Annotated in this window: 13 protein-coding genes and 2 tRNA genes; 7 read left to right on the plus strand and 8 right to left on the minus strand. The window is 61.9% G+C overall.

Annotation, left to right across the window (positions count from 1 at the left end):
- Positions 1–26: 26 nt before the first annotated feature.
- Both HX613_RS20675 and HX613_RS20680 read right to left on the minus strand, forming a co-directional pair.
- Positions 27–497 carry a peroxiredoxin gene (locus HX613_RS20675; RefSeq protein ID WP_235347044.1) on the minus strand — a complete coding sequence of 157 codons (471 nt, stop codon included), beginning with the start codon at positions 495–497 and terminating at the stop codon, positions 27–29.
- Entirely contained in the window at positions 494–937 is a 444-nt protein-coding gene (locus HX613_RS20680; RefSeq protein WP_235347045.1) for a DUF3052 domain-containing protein, read from the minus strand. Before HX613_RS20680 ends, HX613_RS20675 begins: the two co-directional genes overlap by 4 nt.
- Before the next feature lie 262 nt (positions 938–1,199).
- Between HX613_RS20680 and aceE the strand changes: the two genes are divergently transcribed.
- From aceE to HX613_RS20710, 6 genes are all read left to right on the plus strand, one after another.
- A complete protein-coding gene (gene aceE / locus HX613_RS20685) occupies positions 1,200–3,962 on the plus strand; it encodes a pyruvate dehydrogenase (acetyl-transferring), homodimeric type (protein WP_235347046.1) in 2,763 nt (920 codons plus the stop codon).
- Between the two features lie 158 nt (positions 3,963–4,120).
- Positions 4,121–5,320, plus strand: a complete 1,200-nt coding sequence (locus HX613_RS20690; protein ID WP_235347047.1) for a PucR family transcriptional regulator — start codon at positions 4,121–4,123, stop codon at positions 5,318–5,320.
- Between the two features lie 55 nt (positions 5,321–5,375).
- The gene (locus HX613_RS20695) at positions 5,376–6,281 is read left to right on the plus strand and encodes an ACP S-malonyltransferase (RefSeq protein WP_235347048.1); all 906 of its coding nucleotides are present in this window, start codon (positions 5,376–5,378) and stop codon (positions 6,279–6,281) included.
- 19 nt (positions 6,282–6,300) lie between these two features.
- Positions 6,301–7,302 (plus strand): beta-ketoacyl-ACP synthase III, encoded by a 1,002-nt coding sequence (locus tag HX613_RS20700; RefSeq protein WP_235347049.1) that lies wholly within the window; start codon positions 6,301–6,303, stop codon positions 7,300–7,302.
- 118 nt (positions 7,303–7,420) lie between these two features.
- Positions 7,421–7,672, plus strand: a complete 252-nt coding sequence (locus HX613_RS20705) for an acyl carrier protein (RefSeq protein WP_009882400.1) — start codon at positions 7,421–7,423, stop codon at positions 7,670–7,672.
- 65 nt (positions 7,673–7,737) lie between these two features.
- Positions 7,738–8,982 (plus strand): beta-ketoacyl-[acyl-carrier-protein] synthase family protein, encoded by a 1,245-nt coding sequence (locus HX613_RS20710; protein ID WP_235347050.1) that lies wholly within the window; start codon positions 7,738–7,740, stop codon positions 8,980–8,982.
- Between the two features lie 363 nt (positions 8,983–9,345).
- On the opposite strand, the gene HX613_RS20715 is transcribed toward HX613_RS20710, so the two are convergent.
- A complete protein-coding gene (locus HX613_RS20715; protein ID WP_143921891.1) occupies positions 9,346–9,837 on the minus strand; it encodes a DUF3145 domain-containing protein in 492 nt (163 codons plus the stop codon).
- Between the two features lie 230 nt (positions 9,838–10,067).
- Here HX613_RS20715 and HX613_RS20720 point away from each other — a divergent pair, with 230 nt between their 5' ends.
- The gene (locus HX613_RS20720) at positions 10,068–10,580 is read left to right on the plus strand and encodes a hypothetical protein (protein ID WP_235347051.1); all 513 of its coding nucleotides are present in this window, start codon (positions 10,068–10,070) and stop codon (positions 10,578–10,580) included.
- A 234-nt stretch (positions 10,581–10,814) separates the two neighbouring features.
- Here the strand turns inward: HX613_RS20720 and HX613_RS20725 are convergent.
- The 5 genes from HX613_RS20725 to HX613_RS20745 form a co-directional block, all read right to left on the minus strand.
- Positions 10,815–10,891: transfer RNA gene (locus HX613_RS20725), tRNA-Ile, on the minus strand.
- Between the two features lie 105 nt (positions 10,892–10,996).
- The gene (locus HX613_RS20730) at positions 10,997–12,256 is read right to left on the minus strand and encodes an EAL domain-containing protein (RefSeq protein WP_235347052.1); all 1,260 of its coding nucleotides are present in this window, start codon (positions 12,254–12,256) and stop codon (positions 10,997–10,999) included.
- 84 nt (positions 12,257–12,340) lie between these two features.
- Complete coding sequence (locus HX613_RS20735; RefSeq protein ID WP_235347053.1) at positions 12,341–13,819, minus strand: MFS transporter; 1,479 nt, start codon at positions 13,817–13,819, stop codon at positions 12,341–12,343.
- A gap of 122 nt (positions 13,820–13,941) precedes the next feature.
- Positions 13,942–14,853: an LLM class flavin-dependent oxidoreductase gene (locus HX613_RS20740; protein WP_235347054.1), complete on the minus strand. Its 912-nt coding sequence runs from the start codon at positions 14,851–14,853 to the stop codon at positions 13,942–13,944.
- A 4-nt stretch (positions 14,854–14,857) separates the two neighbouring features.
- Positions 14,858–14,930, minus strand: a tRNA-Asn gene (locus HX613_RS20745).
- Between the last annotated feature and the right edge of the window lie 4 nt (positions 14,931–14,934).

The following is a 14,934-nucleotide window of genomic DNA, read 5'->3' on the forward strand; positions in this document are numbered from 1 at the left end:
CTTGCTGATCTGATGATCACATTGGCTCAACCGCAGAGTGCTCGCGCTTGAGCGACATCGACGGAGAAGTCACGCGTCTCGGTTCGTGCGACCTGACGACTGGTCACGATCGTACCTGTTCGGGAGATGACGAAGACTCCGCGTTCGGCCACACCGTGATCAGCGTCGAATACCCCATACGACCGGGCCACATCGCCGTGCGGCCAGAAGTCCGAGCCGAGATCAAGGCCGATCTCTCGTTCCTCCGACCACGCGGCGAGCGTGTACTTCGAATCCACGGACATGGCGATGATCTCAACCGGGAGAGACTCAGTCTCCAGCGACTGTCGCAGGTCATCAAGGGCGTTGACCTCATCACCGCAGACGGGAGAGAAGGCGAACGGAAAGAAGACGAGGATGACAGCCGAGCGACGTTGAACCTCGGCGAGGTGGAGCGTGGACCCGAACTGATCGGGCACGCGGAAATCAGGGGCCCGGTCTCCGGGCCGAACGATCATGAATAGTTCTTCTTGCCCACCAAACGGAAGCCGGCCCAGTATTCGGCAGCGCTGACCGTCGAGGTCACATGCATGCCGGCTGTGGGAGCTGCCTCAGAAATGTCGGCCGGGCTGATATGTCCGGGGCGACTTGCCTTGGGAGAAAGGAGCCAGACGACTCCGCCTTCCTTCAATGTTGCCTGCGCGTCGACGAGACCATCAATGAGGTCGTCGTCGTCGGAGCGCCACCACATCAGAATGACGTCGAAGACATCATCGACATCACCGTCCGCGATTTTCTCACCGATGATGTTTTCGATCGCCTGGCACAGGTCCAAGTCGACGTCATCGTCGTAGCCGATTTCTTGCACATAGTCTCCCGCAGCCAAACCAAGATTCTGGCCCAGCTCATTGGGGAGGGTCGACGTGGAAGATGTCCTTTCAGGAGAGGAGTTACTCATGCCCTTATTGTTCCGTCAAGTGTGCCGGAGGTGCAAATGGCGGCGCGCCAAGGCGATGCAATCCACGTCAAAGAGCACCGAAGACCATGAACTCGTCATCGAGATCACAAGATTTCGCCCCAGCGAAGTCCGCGCCGGAGGACTAGGCTGATGGGAGTATCTGGTGGACCCTGGGCTCAATCATGATTTGATCCTCCATTCCACTCGATCACCCGGATCTCGACACCAACGAAGATCGTGGAGCGGAAGAGAGGACCACACCGTGGACAATCGGAAACAGGGCGGACCGATACTCAATGGGCTGCCCAGCCAGGTGCCCGACATCGATCCCGAAGAGACTGAGGAGTGGCTGGCATCGCTGGACGGCCTCATCGACGAGGGCGGACGGTCACGCGCACGCTACGTCATGCTGCGGATGCTTCAGCGTTCGCGAGAGAAGCAGATCGGCGTACCCAGCCTGACAGCCACCGACTACGTGAATACGATCGGGCCTGAGAACGAACCGTGGTTCCCCGGTGACGAAGAGGTCGAGCGCCGCTACCGACGCTGGAACCGCTGGAATGCCGCAATGCTCGTCCACCGTGCCCAGCGACCCGGAGTCGAGGTCGGCGGACACATCTCAACCTATGCCTCGTCTGCCACGCTCTACGAAGTCGGACTCAACCACTTCTTCCGCGGCAAGGACCACCCCGGCGGCGGCGACCATATCTTCTACCAGGGCCACGCCTCGCCCGGTATGTATGCTCGCGCCTACCTCGAAGGCCGCATGAGCGAACAGGACCTCGACGGATTCCGTCAGCAGCAGTCCCACCAGATCGACGGCAAACCCAGCGGGCTGCCCTCATACCCTCACCCGCATCAGCTCCCCGACTTCTGGGAGCACCCGACGGTGTCGATGGGTCTGGGCCCGATGAACGCGATTGCGCAGGCGCAGTTCGACAAGTACTTGCACAACCGTGGAGTCAAGGACACCTCGCAGCAGCAGACCTGGGCGTTCCTCGGCGATGGAGAGCTCGATGAGCCGGAGAGCCGCGGCATGCTCCATGTCGCCGCCTTCGAAGAGCTCGACAATCTCAACTTCGTCATCAACTGCAACCTGCAGCGCCTCGACGGACCTGTCCGCGGCAACGGCAAGATCATTCAGGAGCTCGAAGCCTACTTCCGGGGCGCCGGATGGAACGTCATCAAGGTCGTCTGGGGCCGCGAATGGGACACCCTTCTGGGCAAGGACCGCGACGGCGCGCTGGTCAACCTCATGAACGCCACCCCCGACGGTGACTACCAGACCTACAAGGGAGAGTCCGGCGGATTCGTCCGTGACAACTTCTTCGGACGCGATCCCCGCACGAAGGCCATGGTCGAGGACTACAGCGACGAGAGGATCTGGAACCTCAAGCGCGGCGGTCACGACTACCGCAAGGTCTTCGCTGCATACAAGGCCGCCGCCGAGCACACCGGTCAGCCGACCGTGATCCTCGTCAAGACCGTCAAGGGCTACTCGCTGGGACCTCATTTCGAGGCCCGCAATGCGACCCACCAGATGAAGAAGCTGACGATCGACGACCTCAAGCTGGCCCGCGATCATTTCCAGATCCCGATCTCGGACAAGGACCTCGAAGCCGACCCGAAGCTGCCCCCGTACTATCACCCCGGGCAGGACGCTCCAGAGATCAAGTACATGCAGGAACGTCGTCAGGCACTGGGCGGATACTCCCCCGAACGACGCAGCACGCACATCGATCTCAAGCTTCCCTCCGACAAAGCCTTCGACGCAGGCAAGCGCGGTTCGGGCAAGCAGACGATCGCCACCACCATGGGCTTCGTCCGTGTGCTCAAGGACCTGATGCGGGAGAAGGAGTTCGGCAAGCGCATCGTGCCGATCATCCCGGACGAGGCCCGTACCTTCGGCATGGACTCGTTCTTCCCGACGGCGAAGATCTACAACCCGCACGGCCAGAACTACATCTCGGTTGACCGCGATCTCTTCCTCGCCTACAAGGAGGCCACCGACGGCCAGCTGCTCCACGTGGGCATCAATGAGGCCGGCGCCACTGCAGCGCTGACCGCTGTCGGCACCTCGTATGCCACGCACGGTGAGCCGATGATCCCGTTCTACATCTTCTACTCGATGTTCGGCTTCCAGCGCAGCGGCGACTTCTTCTGGGCTGCCGGTGACCAGATGGCGCGCGGATTCATCCTCGGCGCCACCGCCGGTCGCACAACGCTGGTAGCAGAGGGATTGCAGCATGGTGACGGTCATTCGCACCTGTTGGCATCGACCTATCCGTCGATCGTGTCCTACGATCCCGCCTACACCTACGAGATCGCGCGCATCGTCCGTGACGGCATCCACCGCATGTACGATCCGACCGATGAGCGCGACCCCAACGTCATGTACTACCTGACGATGTACAACGAGCCGATGGTCCAGCCCCCTGAACCAGAGGACCTCGACGTCGACGGCGTGCTCAAGGGTATGTATCTTCTGTCGAAGGGTCCGGACAACGGCGGCCCCAAGGTCCAGCTCATGGCCTCCGGCGTCGGCGTCCCCTGGGTTCTCGAAGCCCAAGAGCTGCTCGCCGAGGACTGGGGCGTTTCGGCAGATGTGTGGTCGGTGACCTCGTGGACCGAGCTGCGTCGCGATGGCCTGAAGTCCGAAGACGACCGACTGCTCACGCCAGACGCCGAGGCACGTGTGCCGTACGTGACCCAGAAGATGTCCGAGGTAGAGGGCCCGGTCGTGGCGACCTCGGACTACATGCGCGCGGTTCCCGACCAGATCCGTCAGTATGTGCCAGGCCACTTCACATCCCTGGGCACCGACGGCTACGCGATCTCGGACACCCGTCCGGCAGCTCGTCGTTACTACCACATCGATGGACCATCGGTCGTGACGCAGGCCCTGATCTCCCTGGCCGACACCGGAGCGATCTCGATCGACAAGGCCGCCGAGGCGGCACGGAAGTACCAGCTCGACGATGTCACCGCGGGCACCTCGGGCTCGACCGAAGGTGCCGGCGCCTGATCGCATCGCGCTGGGCGGCGGATTCGACACTGCGCTCGACACCGCTACGCTATGAGTATGGCCGGAGTCTCCAAGACTCCGGCCATACTTGTCTCAATCGACAAAAACTTGTGTGTCGCATACAAGCGAATTGTGCCGAAGCCTTTAAAGTGGTGCCTATGACAACTGACGCCGAGACGCTCCGGCGCCGGGCGGAGACGGCACGCCGTCTGCGGGCTGGAGTGGGAGTCCTCTCCACTGTGACCCTGCAGAGACTTGAAGCTCGGCTCCCCTGGTACCGCAGCATGTCCCCCTCTGATCGATCCTGGGTCGGGCTGTTGGCCCAGTCGGGCATCTCGTCCTTCATCGACTGGTACCGCAAACCCGATACGGATCTGCGGGTCGTCAGCGAGATCTTCAAATCCGCCCCACGCGATCTGATTCGAGCAATCAGTCTCCAGCAGACCCTTCAGCTGCTCAAGATCGTCGTCGAAGTCGTCGAGGAGAGAGTGCCCGACATTGCACGTGCGGTCGAGCAGCCGGCGCTACGAGAGGCTGTTCTCGTCTACTCCCGTGAGATCGCCTTCGCCGCCGCAGACGTCTATGCCCGAGCCGCCGAGGCCAGGGGAAGTTGGGACGCTCGCTTAGAGGCAATGGTCGTGGATGCTCTGGTTCGCGGCGACTCCGTCGATGAGCTGGCCAGCCGCACCGCCGCCTTCGGGTGGCAGTCGGAGGGGCCCGTCAGCGTACTTGTCGGACGGGCCCCGCAGAGGTCGGCCAAGCGCGGACTCGACGTCATCCGACGCAAGGCCCGCAAATGGGCCGATGATGCCCTCGTCGGCATCCACGACAACCGACTGCTCATCGTCCTCGGCGGTGCCACCGAACTCGATGACGCCGTTGAGGAACTCTCCGAATCCTTCGGACCATCCGAAGTCATCGTCGGCCCCAGCGTTCCGAGCCTGGCAGAGGCCGCCACCTCGGCGAAGGCAGCGATCATGGCACTCAAGGCCGCCACCGCCCGCCCCGACTCACCCCGACCCGTCAGGGCAGAAGAGCTCCTGCCCGAACGTGCCCTGGCCGGAGACACCGTCGCCCTGAGCGAACTCATCAGCCGGTACTACGAACCACTGACCTCGGGGACGGGGCAACTGCTCAAAACGGTCAGTGCCTACGTCGAATTCGGATCGTCGCTGGAAGCTACGGCGAAGGCACTCTCCGTCCACCCGAATACGGTGAGATACCGGCTCCGGAAGATCACCTCGGCGATCTCACTCGATCCGACGGTCTCCCGCGACGCATTCGTCATCCACATCGCATTGGTCTACGGACGACTGTCAGATGCCGGGCTATTGTCGAACACCGACAAAACACACTGAGCCGAAAGATCCATCCACTAGATTGAACATCGAAGTCGAGTGAAAAGAGAACTGAGTGCTAGCAATCACGTGCCCGGGCCAAGGTGCCCAGAAGTCGGGCTTTCTGAGTTCCTTCCTGGAACTCGACGCCTTCGCCGCACAGATCGACGAACTCTCCTCCGCATCCGGGATCGACCTGCGTCTGCACGGAACCGAATCGGATGACGAGACCATCAAGGACACAGCACTGGCACAGCCGCTGCTCGTCGCCTCAGCTATCGCATGCGCCGCTGAGCTCGGAGCTCGGGCAGAGTATGTCGCCGGGCACTCTGTCGGCGAGATCGCTGCCGCACAGATCGCCGGTGTCTTCTCTCCAGCCGATGCCATGCGCTTCGTCGCAGTGCGCGGCGCAGGGATGGCCGCGGCCGCGGCCCAGACGCCCACAGGCATGTCAGCCGTCGTCGGCGGCGAACCCGCCGACGTTCTGGCGGCCATCGACGCAGCAGGCGCCAGCCCCGCCAATGTCAACGGAGGCGGACAGACGGTGGCAGCGGGATCGCTGGAGGATCTGGAGAAGCTGGCGGAGAACCCGCCGGAGAGAGCACGCGTCATCGCTCTGCCCGTAGCTGGTGCCTTCCACACCGAGTACATGGCTTCGGCGACTCAGGAACTGGCCGCCACTGCCTCGGCGCTGGAGATCGCAGATCCTGCCACTTATATTTTGAGCAACTCCGATGGAACAGTCATCGAGAGCGGTCAGGACTATGTCGACCGCCTCGTCAAGCAGGTCACGAACCCGGTTCGCTGGGATCTGTGCCAGGAGACGCTGCTGAATGCGGGAATCACCGGAATGATCGAACTCGTCCCCGGTGGCACCCTGACCGGAATCGCACGACGCGCCATGAAGGGCGTGGAGACATTCGCCATCAAGTCCGCTGCAGACCTCGACGGTGCGCGTGAGTTCGCCGCGGCCCACGCCTGATCATCAAAGGAAGACCATCATGCCAACACTGAAGACCGCAGAATCCGGAACCTTCTCCAAGATCATGGGCATCGGTGCCTACCGTGCCGAGAACCTCGTCACCAACGACGACATCGCCGGACCCATCAACTCCTCCGATGAGTGGATCCGCCAGCGCACCGGCATCGTCACTCGGCGTCGCGCCAGCAAGGACGTCGGCGTCATCGACATGTGCGAAGAGGCCGCGTTGGAAGCGATCGCCTCCTCCGGACTCAAGCCCGAAGACATCGGCGGCATCATCATCGCCACCGTCACCTTCGAATACTTCACTCCTTCGGCGGCGGCAGCGCTGACTGACCGTCTGGGGACCGGCCCCATCCCCGCCTGGGACATCAGTGCGGCATGCGCAGGTTACTGCTACGGCATCGGACAGGCCGACGCATTGGTCCGTTCCGGCGCCATGGACAACATTCTGGTCATCGGTGCCGAGAAGCTCTCCGAGGTCATCGACCCCGAGGACCGTTCGATCTCCTTCATCCTCGGTGACGGAGCCGGTGCTGTCGTCGTCTCGTCGTCTGACGAGCCGGGCATCTCGAAGACCGTCTGGGGCTCGAAGGGCGAGAACTGGTCGACGATCCGCATGACCGAGTCCCTCTACGACGTCCGCGACGACCGGGACACTCCGTTCCCCACTTTGCGCCAGGATGGGCCGACCGTGTTCCGCTGGGCAGTCTGGGACGGCGCCGAGGTGGCCAAAGAGGCTCTTGCCGAGTCCGGCATCGAAGCCTCCGACCTGGCCGCCTTCATCCCGCACCAGGCGAACATGCGAATCATCGACGAACTCGCCAAACAGCTCAAGCTGCCCGAGCACGTCGTCATCGCCCGCGACATCGCCGACAACGGGAATACCTCCTCGGCGTCCATCCCGCTGGCGACCGAACGTCTGCTGCGCGAGCAGCCTGAACTCAGTGGTGGATACGCCCTGCAGATCGGCTTCGGAGCCGGTCTGGTCTTCGGCGCACAAGTGATCCGCCTCCCTTAAACGGGTTCATTCACGGAAAACTCTCCGTGAATGTCCTAAGATATTCGGCGGGACACTCGTCGAAAAGTTCCTCAACCGGTCGAACAACCCTCGGCTGACACTAGAAAGTAGGAAAGAAATGGCATTCACCGAAGCTGAAGTCCTCGCTGGACTGGCAGAGATCGTCAACGAAGAAACCGGTTTGGCTGTAGAAGCAGTCGAGGCCAACAAGTCCTTCACCGATGACCTCGACATCGACTCCATCTCGATGATGACCATCGTCGTCAACGCTGAGAAGAAGTTCGGCGTGAAGATTCCGGATGACGACGTCAAAGACCTCGTCACCGTCCAGGACGCTGTTGACTACATCAACAAGGCTCAAGAGGCCTGAGAAATTAGCCGAACACGGCCCGTCCACCGACGGGCCGTGTCCACACTATCGACGAGGTTTGTACCATGACACCTAAAGTTGTCGTCACCGGGATTGGTGCGGTAACCCCATTGGGCGCGACGGCCGATGCCACGTGGCAAGCCATACTGGCCGGCAAGTCCGGCGTCCACACAATGGACAATGACTGGTCCGAGAAGTACGGCCTCGCCGTCGACTTCGCAGCACAGGTCGACCCACAGGTCGTGTCCGAAAATCTCAAACGCGTCCAGGCCAAGCGCCTCGACCCCTCCTCCCAGTTCGCTCTGATCTCCGCTCGTGAGGCGATGGCTGATGCCGGCCTCGAGGAGACGGACCCGGACCGCACCGCGGTCTCCTGGGCTACCGGAATCGGCGGTGTCTGGACTCTGCTCGATGCCTGGGACACGCTTCAGGAAGAGGGCCCACGCCGGGTCATGCCGCTGACCGTTCCGATGCTCATGCCCAATGGGCCTGCAGCAGCCATCGGCATGGAGTTCAAGGCCCGTGCTGGTGTCCAGACCATGGTCTCCGCCTGTGCGTCGTCGACCGAGAGCCTGGGCCACGCCTACGACGTTGTGGCCTCCGGTCACGCCGATGTCGTCATCGCCGGCGGCTCCGAAGCTGCGATCCACCCGATCACGATCGCCGCCTTCAACTCCATGCAGGCACTCTCACGCCGAACCGACTCCCCTGAGACCGCATCACGTCCCTATGACGTCGATCGCGATGGATTCGTCATGGGCGAAGGTGCGGGAACCCTCATCCTCGAAACCGAAGAGCATGCCAAGGCACGCGGAGCGAAGATCTACGCCGAGGTGTCCAGCTGGGGCATCTCCAACGACGCCTACCACATCACCGGTGGTGAGCCAGGCGGACAGTACGCGCTGCGTGCGATGCAGAGCGCGCTCGACAATGCGGAGATCAGCCCCGCAGACGTCAAGCACGTCAATGCTCACGCAACCTCGACACCGGTCGGCGATATCCCTGAGTCCTTGGCGATCAGCCAGCTGCTGGGCTCTCACGTCGGTGACGCTCTGGTCAGTGCCACGAAGTCGATGACCGGCCACCTCCTGGGTGGTACAGGCGCTGTCGAGTCGATCCTCACGGTCAAGGCACTGCAGACACGCACCGCGCCCCCAACGATCAACATCGACGAGGTCGACCCGGAGGTCGTGGGCATCAACATCGTCCGCGACACCCCTGCAGAACTTCCTGCCGGAGACATCGCAGCAATTTCGAACTCGTTCGGCTTCGGCGGCCACAATGCCGTCGTCGCCTTCAAGTCCGTGTGATGCGATAGCGCTTCTCGAGGCGGCGGTCCAGTCACAACTGGTCCCGCTTCTGAGCGACGATGAGATCAGGCCCCAGCAATCATGCTGGGGCCTGATCTGCGTCTGGGCCGCCGATCAACTCAGTCACCCGTGCGCTCAATCAACGGGGAATCAGACTATCCCGCTTGCTCAGACTCGATAATCTGGCTCACCGTTGAACGAGGCGACACCGGAACCGAGCTCGTGTCGTCGTAGAGTTGTATGCTGGCGCATCTGCAAACGACTATGGGCACACCTGAGGTAGGAAGGTGTGCCCATAGTCGTATTGCAGCAGCCTTCGCGCGTCTTAGTAGAACCGACGGCGCAGGCAGTCTGGTGAGAGTCTCAGCCGACCTTGGTCAGCCAGCGCACTGGAGCGCCCTCGCCTGCGTGGCGGAAGGCATCGAGCTCTTCGTCCCAGGCTTCGCCCAGGGCCAGAGCCATCTCAGTGGAGAGTTTGGTCGGATCACCGGAAGCGCGTTCCATGACGGAGCGAATGCGATCTTCGGGAACCAGAATGTTGCCGGCAGAGTCGGTGACTGCGTGATAGATCCCGAGGTCTGGAGTGTGGCTCCAACGCCCGCCGTCGACTCCGACAGATGGCTCCTCGGTCACTTCATAGCGCAGTGAGTCCCACCCGCGGAGAGCGGATGCGATGCGTGCACCGGAACCTGCTGGCGCACGCCAGCAGACTTCGGCACGCACAAGGCCTGGCGCTGCCGGCTGGGGTGTCCAGTCGAAGCGTGCCTGTGCACCGATTGCCCCGCCCGCTGCCCATTCGATGTGCGGGCATAGCGCGCGAGGTGCTGAGTGGACGAATAGTACGCCCTGTGTCATATCCATTTGTGCCTCCTACCTCGGATACGTCTTCCCCTACGATCCGAAAGGAGGTGCTAGAGCCAATGATAGACGAGTTTTGTCTGTGCGCCAAGCACTGAATGACCTGGTGGCGTCGCGTGTAGCCAGGTTCTGCACGAGAACGCGAAGGGATCCCGTCCGCAGGCTGCCCGCGCCAGAGCAACGAAGGGTCGGTGAGGACCAGCCACCTTGTGCGTTAGCATGGCGCCATGCTGCAGGAAAACGCTACACCGACCACTGTGCGAATGTTCCCGGACTATGCTGACACCGTCTTGTGGCTCGTCTACCCCGTTGACTATGCTGACACCGACTTGTCCCCGGGACTGATTCGCGAGCTGGAAGCGTGGGAACGGACGTACTACGAAGCGTTGGACGCCGACTTCAACTGGAAATCACCGAAAGATGCTCGAGCCTTTACGAAGACAGGCATCGATCTGGCCGGACAGGTCGCAAACGAACTCGGCGAGGAATTCGTCGTCGAATTCGCCTCTTACGAAACCGCTGCACCGACGTACACGGTTCACAGCCGCAGACAGGCAGACAACGAGGGGGCCTCCACAGCCTTTTCGACTATCGCTGCAGAGCTCGAAGCCGAGCAGGAACGCGTGACTCAGCTGATGGCCGAGGCCGGTCCCAGTGCCGAGTGGACGGCATACGCGCCACTTTCCGGTGATGTCTTCACCTGGGGCAGGAGAGCCCCTCAAGCAGAAGATCGTGACTGACGCACAGTTGCGCAGTCCCTATTCGGACAGTCGGATCATACGGATTTGTCCGAATTGCCGTCAACGAACAGAGAGCTCCACATCCGCTCCCGGAGTTGGAGAGAGTCAGGCGCAGAGAGGACTAGTGCCCCCGTAGGTCTCCTGCCACGATCCGACATGGACCTTGGCCATCGCATTGACATCACCAGCGACCGGGGAGCGAACGACAACAGTCATGAACGAAGATTACAACCGTGGTGCCCCCGGTCGGACTTGAACCGACGACCAAGGAATTATGAGTTCCCTGCTCTGACCAGCTGAGCTACGGGGGCGAGCAGAAATAAGATTAACACCAACTGACGACCTTGACCCATTCGGCTCACCAGCCGCTTGCCCAATCCCATCGAAGGAAGAGTCCGGTCAGGGACAGAAGACGATCAACTTGCTGAGGAGACCGGTGATATGCGCGTCAGCGCACTTCGAGCGGCATCGACACAGGTATAACGCTCGGTCGTGATGTACACGTCGAAGACGACCTGACCGTCGCTGCCGGGATCGTTGCGTTTGGAAGCGGCGACGAGACCCGACCAGTCTGGACCGACCACGACGACGCCGTGCTCATTGCGCATGGGATCTGATGCGTCGACGACCCCTGTGCGCACTCCCGGGATCGGCGGCTCTGTGAACCCACCCGAGAACATCGCCGTCAACCCGACCGTGTCGCGAATACGTTCATAGCGGTCTCGGGTGGCTTGGGAGAAGGTCTCATCTTCACCGAACACCCCGAGGGTGATTGTGGCGGCACCTGAAGCCAGGGCACGCTCTTCGAGCGCAGCGATCTGGGCGACCAGAAGCTCACGATTCATCACGAGTGGTTCGCGTCGCAGGCCCTGGGCAATCGAATAGGGAGTTCCCAGAGCCGCGAGGTTACGCGAATGATGATCGATCAATCCGTCCTCGATCGGCTCGGCGAAAGGCTCGGGCTGCTTGGTTGCGGGACCGAAGAACGGACCAGACATGAAGCGTGCGCCCAACGCGCGAACTCGGTCGAGATCGTCCTCGGTGGTGACACCCTCGGCGAGGATCACTGCGCCTGTGCGTTCGAGGTGAGCGTGGAGCAGACGATTGAGTTCGGCCAGGTGGGATTCGCAGTCGATGCGCAGCACGTCGGGATGAAGACCGACCACAGACGGATTGACCAGAGGCACGAAGGAGGTGCTGCGCAGGTCTGCCCCGACCGAGGACATGCCCACACCCCATCCCATCGAGCGCGCCTGACGAACTGCGCGGAGCACAGATGCAGGCGACGATGAAACGCGGGAGGCATCGAGCTGGAGGATGACGGAACGGTCGGGCTCTTCGGTGCGATCTTCAAGGGTGGCGAAGGATTCGTCTTCGGCGTGGAGGAAGAGTCGGTTCGACTTGGGCAGTCCGGCCGCCTCGGCGGTCCTCAGAGCTGTTGCTCGAAGCGAGGCATCGATGTCACCGATCATTGCCGAGGCATGCATCTCGCGGCGGAGATTCTCGGATTCAGCGTGCCCGAGTGCCGGGTCATCGGTGGGGGCCTGCAGGATCTGATATCCCACCTTGTCGAAGGTGTACGCATCGACGACGGGGGCGAAATAGGTTTCGATCCCACCTGAGCGCACCAACTCTTCTAGAGCCAGGTCCAGATCGTGTACCGCCTCAACCACCATATGTCCTTCCATGGGCAAACGTGCGTTCACAGTCTTCCACATGAGGACAGAAGCGATTGTCTAAATTCTGTAACATTATTGCGCTCAGAGCTGACGGCGCCGGCCTCGCCTGACCTCGGCCAAACCGACGATTCCGGCCAGAACCACGATGATCGCAATCGCTGCGAATGAGGCGATCATTCCGATGTTCCAATCGCTGACCGCCGTGACCGCAAAGGCCAAAGCGGTCATGATGGCCAATCCCATCGACGTGCCGATGCGCTGTCCGGTCTGCAGGACTCCCCCGGCCGAGCCTGCATACTTCAGTGGCACTTCCTGCAGGGTCAGGGTCTGGTTGGGGCTGATGACCATGCCCTGTGCGGCACCGATGAAGCACAGGGTCAGCAGCATCCACCATTCGCTGCCGATGCCCCGGGTGAGCAGGAAAACCACGCCGATTGTCGAGACCAGACCCACCAGGCAGGTGATGATCCCCCAGACGACGAGTCGGCGTCCGATCTGGAACACGAAACGTCCGGACACATCTGCCGATACAGCGGAGAGCAACGCAGCCGGAAGTCCGATCATGCCTGCCGCCAGCGCAGTGTGGCCCAAGCCCTGTTGCATGTACATGGCGATGAGCACCCAGACGCTCGTCACGCCCATGAAGTAGAGGGTGATGATGATCGAACCGTTGCTGAAGCTGCGAATGCTGAACAGGTTCAGATCGACCATGGGGGCGTGTCCACGGGCAGAGTACCGGCGCTCCCAACGGGTCCAGACCCAGATGGTGAATAGTCCCAGTGGCAGGCCGAGCCAGATGAACCACCCGACAGAAGACTCGACGAAGGGCAGCAGCACAAGGAGGACACCGACACCGAGCAGAATCACTCCGATGGGATCGAGGTCTCGATCCCTTTTCGGAACGTATCCCTCATTCGCCGAGGCGGCCGCCGGGTTCGCATCGGTGCCGTCGTTGGCGGCAATCGGATGCCAGGCTGATTTCGGCAGCCAGCTTCTGGCAAGGATGAGGGAGATGACCGCAAAGGGGACATTGACCAGAAAGGCCGCACGCCAACCCAGCTCCGGGCCGAAGAGAGCGATGAATACGCCGCCGAGGACAGGACCTGTTGCAACGGAGAGGCCGACGGTGGTGCCCATCAGTCCGAACGCGCGCCCGCGCTGCGGCCCTTGAAAGTACTGCTGCAGCAGTCCGACGACCTGCGGATTGAGCAGTCCTGATCCGAGTCCCATGAAGACGCGAGCAATATTGAGGGTCAATGCCCCGGGCGCGATGCCGGCGACGAGTGAGGCCAGGCCGAACAGGCCCACTCCGATCATGAACAGTTGGCCGCGTCCGAAGACGTCGCCTGCTCGACCTGCTGCCACGAGAACAACGCCGAACGAGAGGGCATAGCCGGTCAGGACCCATTGCAGAGCCGAGGACGATGCCTGGAGATCCGCCTCAATGGCGGGCAGGACGACGTTGATGATCGATACCGACAGCAGAGACATGAAGAGCGGGACGAGACCGATGAGGACGATTCGTCTCTGAATCTGATTCATCCGCTGGCCGTCGCTCACCTGATCACCTCTGTTCAGACCGCATTCCGCACAGAGGATGCCGTACGGAACCAAGTCGATTCGACAGTCCCCTATGTGGGAACTGTTTCATCATACGTGCCATGTTCAGACCTCGGGCGAAATCACACTGCGGAACCGGTCACCGGGCCAGATGTATTGGGTTGCCATCCCAGAGCAGGAGCGATGTAGCTGGCGAAGGACTCGAGGATGTGGAGGTTGTAGTCCACGCCGAGTTGGCTCGGGATGGTCAGCAGGACCGTGTCCGCGGCTTCGACCGCAGGGTCGGCCTTCAGCGCCTCGATGAGTTCGGCGGGTTCGCCCGCAGAGGTCTTGCCGAAGGTCGAGCGCGCACCATCGATGATCCCGATCTGATCACCTTCTCCACCTGAACGGCGTCCGAAGTAGAGGTCATCGAGGTTCGTGGTGATCGGGAAGATGCTGCGGCTCACGGACACGCGCGGAGTCCACTCATGGCCAGCGTCCTTCCATGCTGCGCGATAACGATCGATCTGATCGCGCTGCAGCGCGCCGAAGGATGCACCGGTGGCTTCGGTCAGCAGGGTCGAGCTCATCATGTTCACGCCCTGGGCAGCGGCCCATTCGGCGGTCGCCGCACTGCCGGCGCCCCACCAGATGCGTTGACCGAGACCTGGAGAATGAGGTTCGACGCGCAGCTTCCTGCCTGGACCGAACTGCGTCGGATCTGCTGGGGCGAGTTCTTCGCCCTTGATTGCTGACAGGAACTGCGCGAACTTCTCGCGGGCCATGCTCGCGGCCTTCGCATCGTCGCTGTCGCTGTAGCCGAAGGCTTCCCAGCCTCGGTCGGCTGGTTCCGGTGATCCCCGGCTGATGCCCAAAGCCACTCGCTGATCAGAGAGCAGGTCTAAGGCAGCGGCTTCCTCTGCCAGATAGAGAGGGTTCTCGTAGCGCATGTCGATGACACCGGTCCCGACCTCGATTCGCGAGGTCTTGGCCGCGATCGCCGCCAGAACCGCGGGGACGACAAAGGCCCCGTCCTTCTGGACGGGGCCCAAGCTGCTCCCCCGGCTGGGCTCGAACCAGCGACCCTTCGATTAACAGTCGAATGCTCTGCCAACTGAGCTACGGAGGAAAGG

This window comes from Brevibacterium sp. UCMA 11754, from assembly GCF_021532275.1.
Taxonomy (GTDB): Bacteria; Actinomycetota; Actinomycetes; order Actinomycetales; family Brevibacteriaceae; genus Brevibacterium.

What these genes read in the sequence shown, in the direction of transcription:
- HX613_RS20675 (WP_235347044.1), bottom strand. Translation starts at nt 497, where the DNA reads ATGATCGTTCGGCCCGGAGACCGGGCCCCTGATTTCCGCGTGCCCGAT.
- HX613_RS20680 (WP_235347045.1), bottom strand. Translation starts at nt 937, where the DNA reads ATGAGTAACTCCTCTCCTGAAAGGACATCTTCCACGTCGACCCTCCCC.
- HX613_RS20690 (WP_235347047.1), top strand. Translation starts at nt 4,121, where the DNA reads ATGACAACTGACGCCGAGACGCTCCGGCGCCGGGCGGAGACGGCACGC.
- HX613_RS20700 (WP_235347049.1), top strand. Translation starts at nt 6,301, where the DNA reads ATGCCAACACTGAAGACCGCAGAATCCGGAACCTTCTCCAAGATCATG.
- HX613_RS20705 (WP_009882400.1), top strand. Translation starts at nt 7,421, where the DNA reads ATGGCATTCACCGAAGCTGAAGTCCTCGCTGGACTGGCAGAGATCGTC.
- HX613_RS20710 (WP_235347050.1), top strand. Translation starts at nt 7,738, where the DNA reads ATGACACCTAAAGTTGTCGTCACCGGGATTGGTGCGGTAACCCCATTG.
- HX613_RS20715 (WP_143921891.1), bottom strand. Translation starts at nt 9,837, where the DNA reads ATGACACAGGGCGTACTATTCGTCCACTCAGCACCTCGCGCGCTATGC.
- HX613_RS20720 (WP_235347051.1), top strand. Translation starts at nt 10,068, where the DNA reads ATGCTGCAGGAAAACGCTACACCGACCACTGTGCGAATGTTCCCGGAC.
- HX613_RS20730 (WP_235347052.1), bottom strand. Translation starts at nt 12,256, where the DNA reads ATGGTGGTTGAGGCGGTACACGATCTGGACCTGGCTCTAGAAGAGTTG.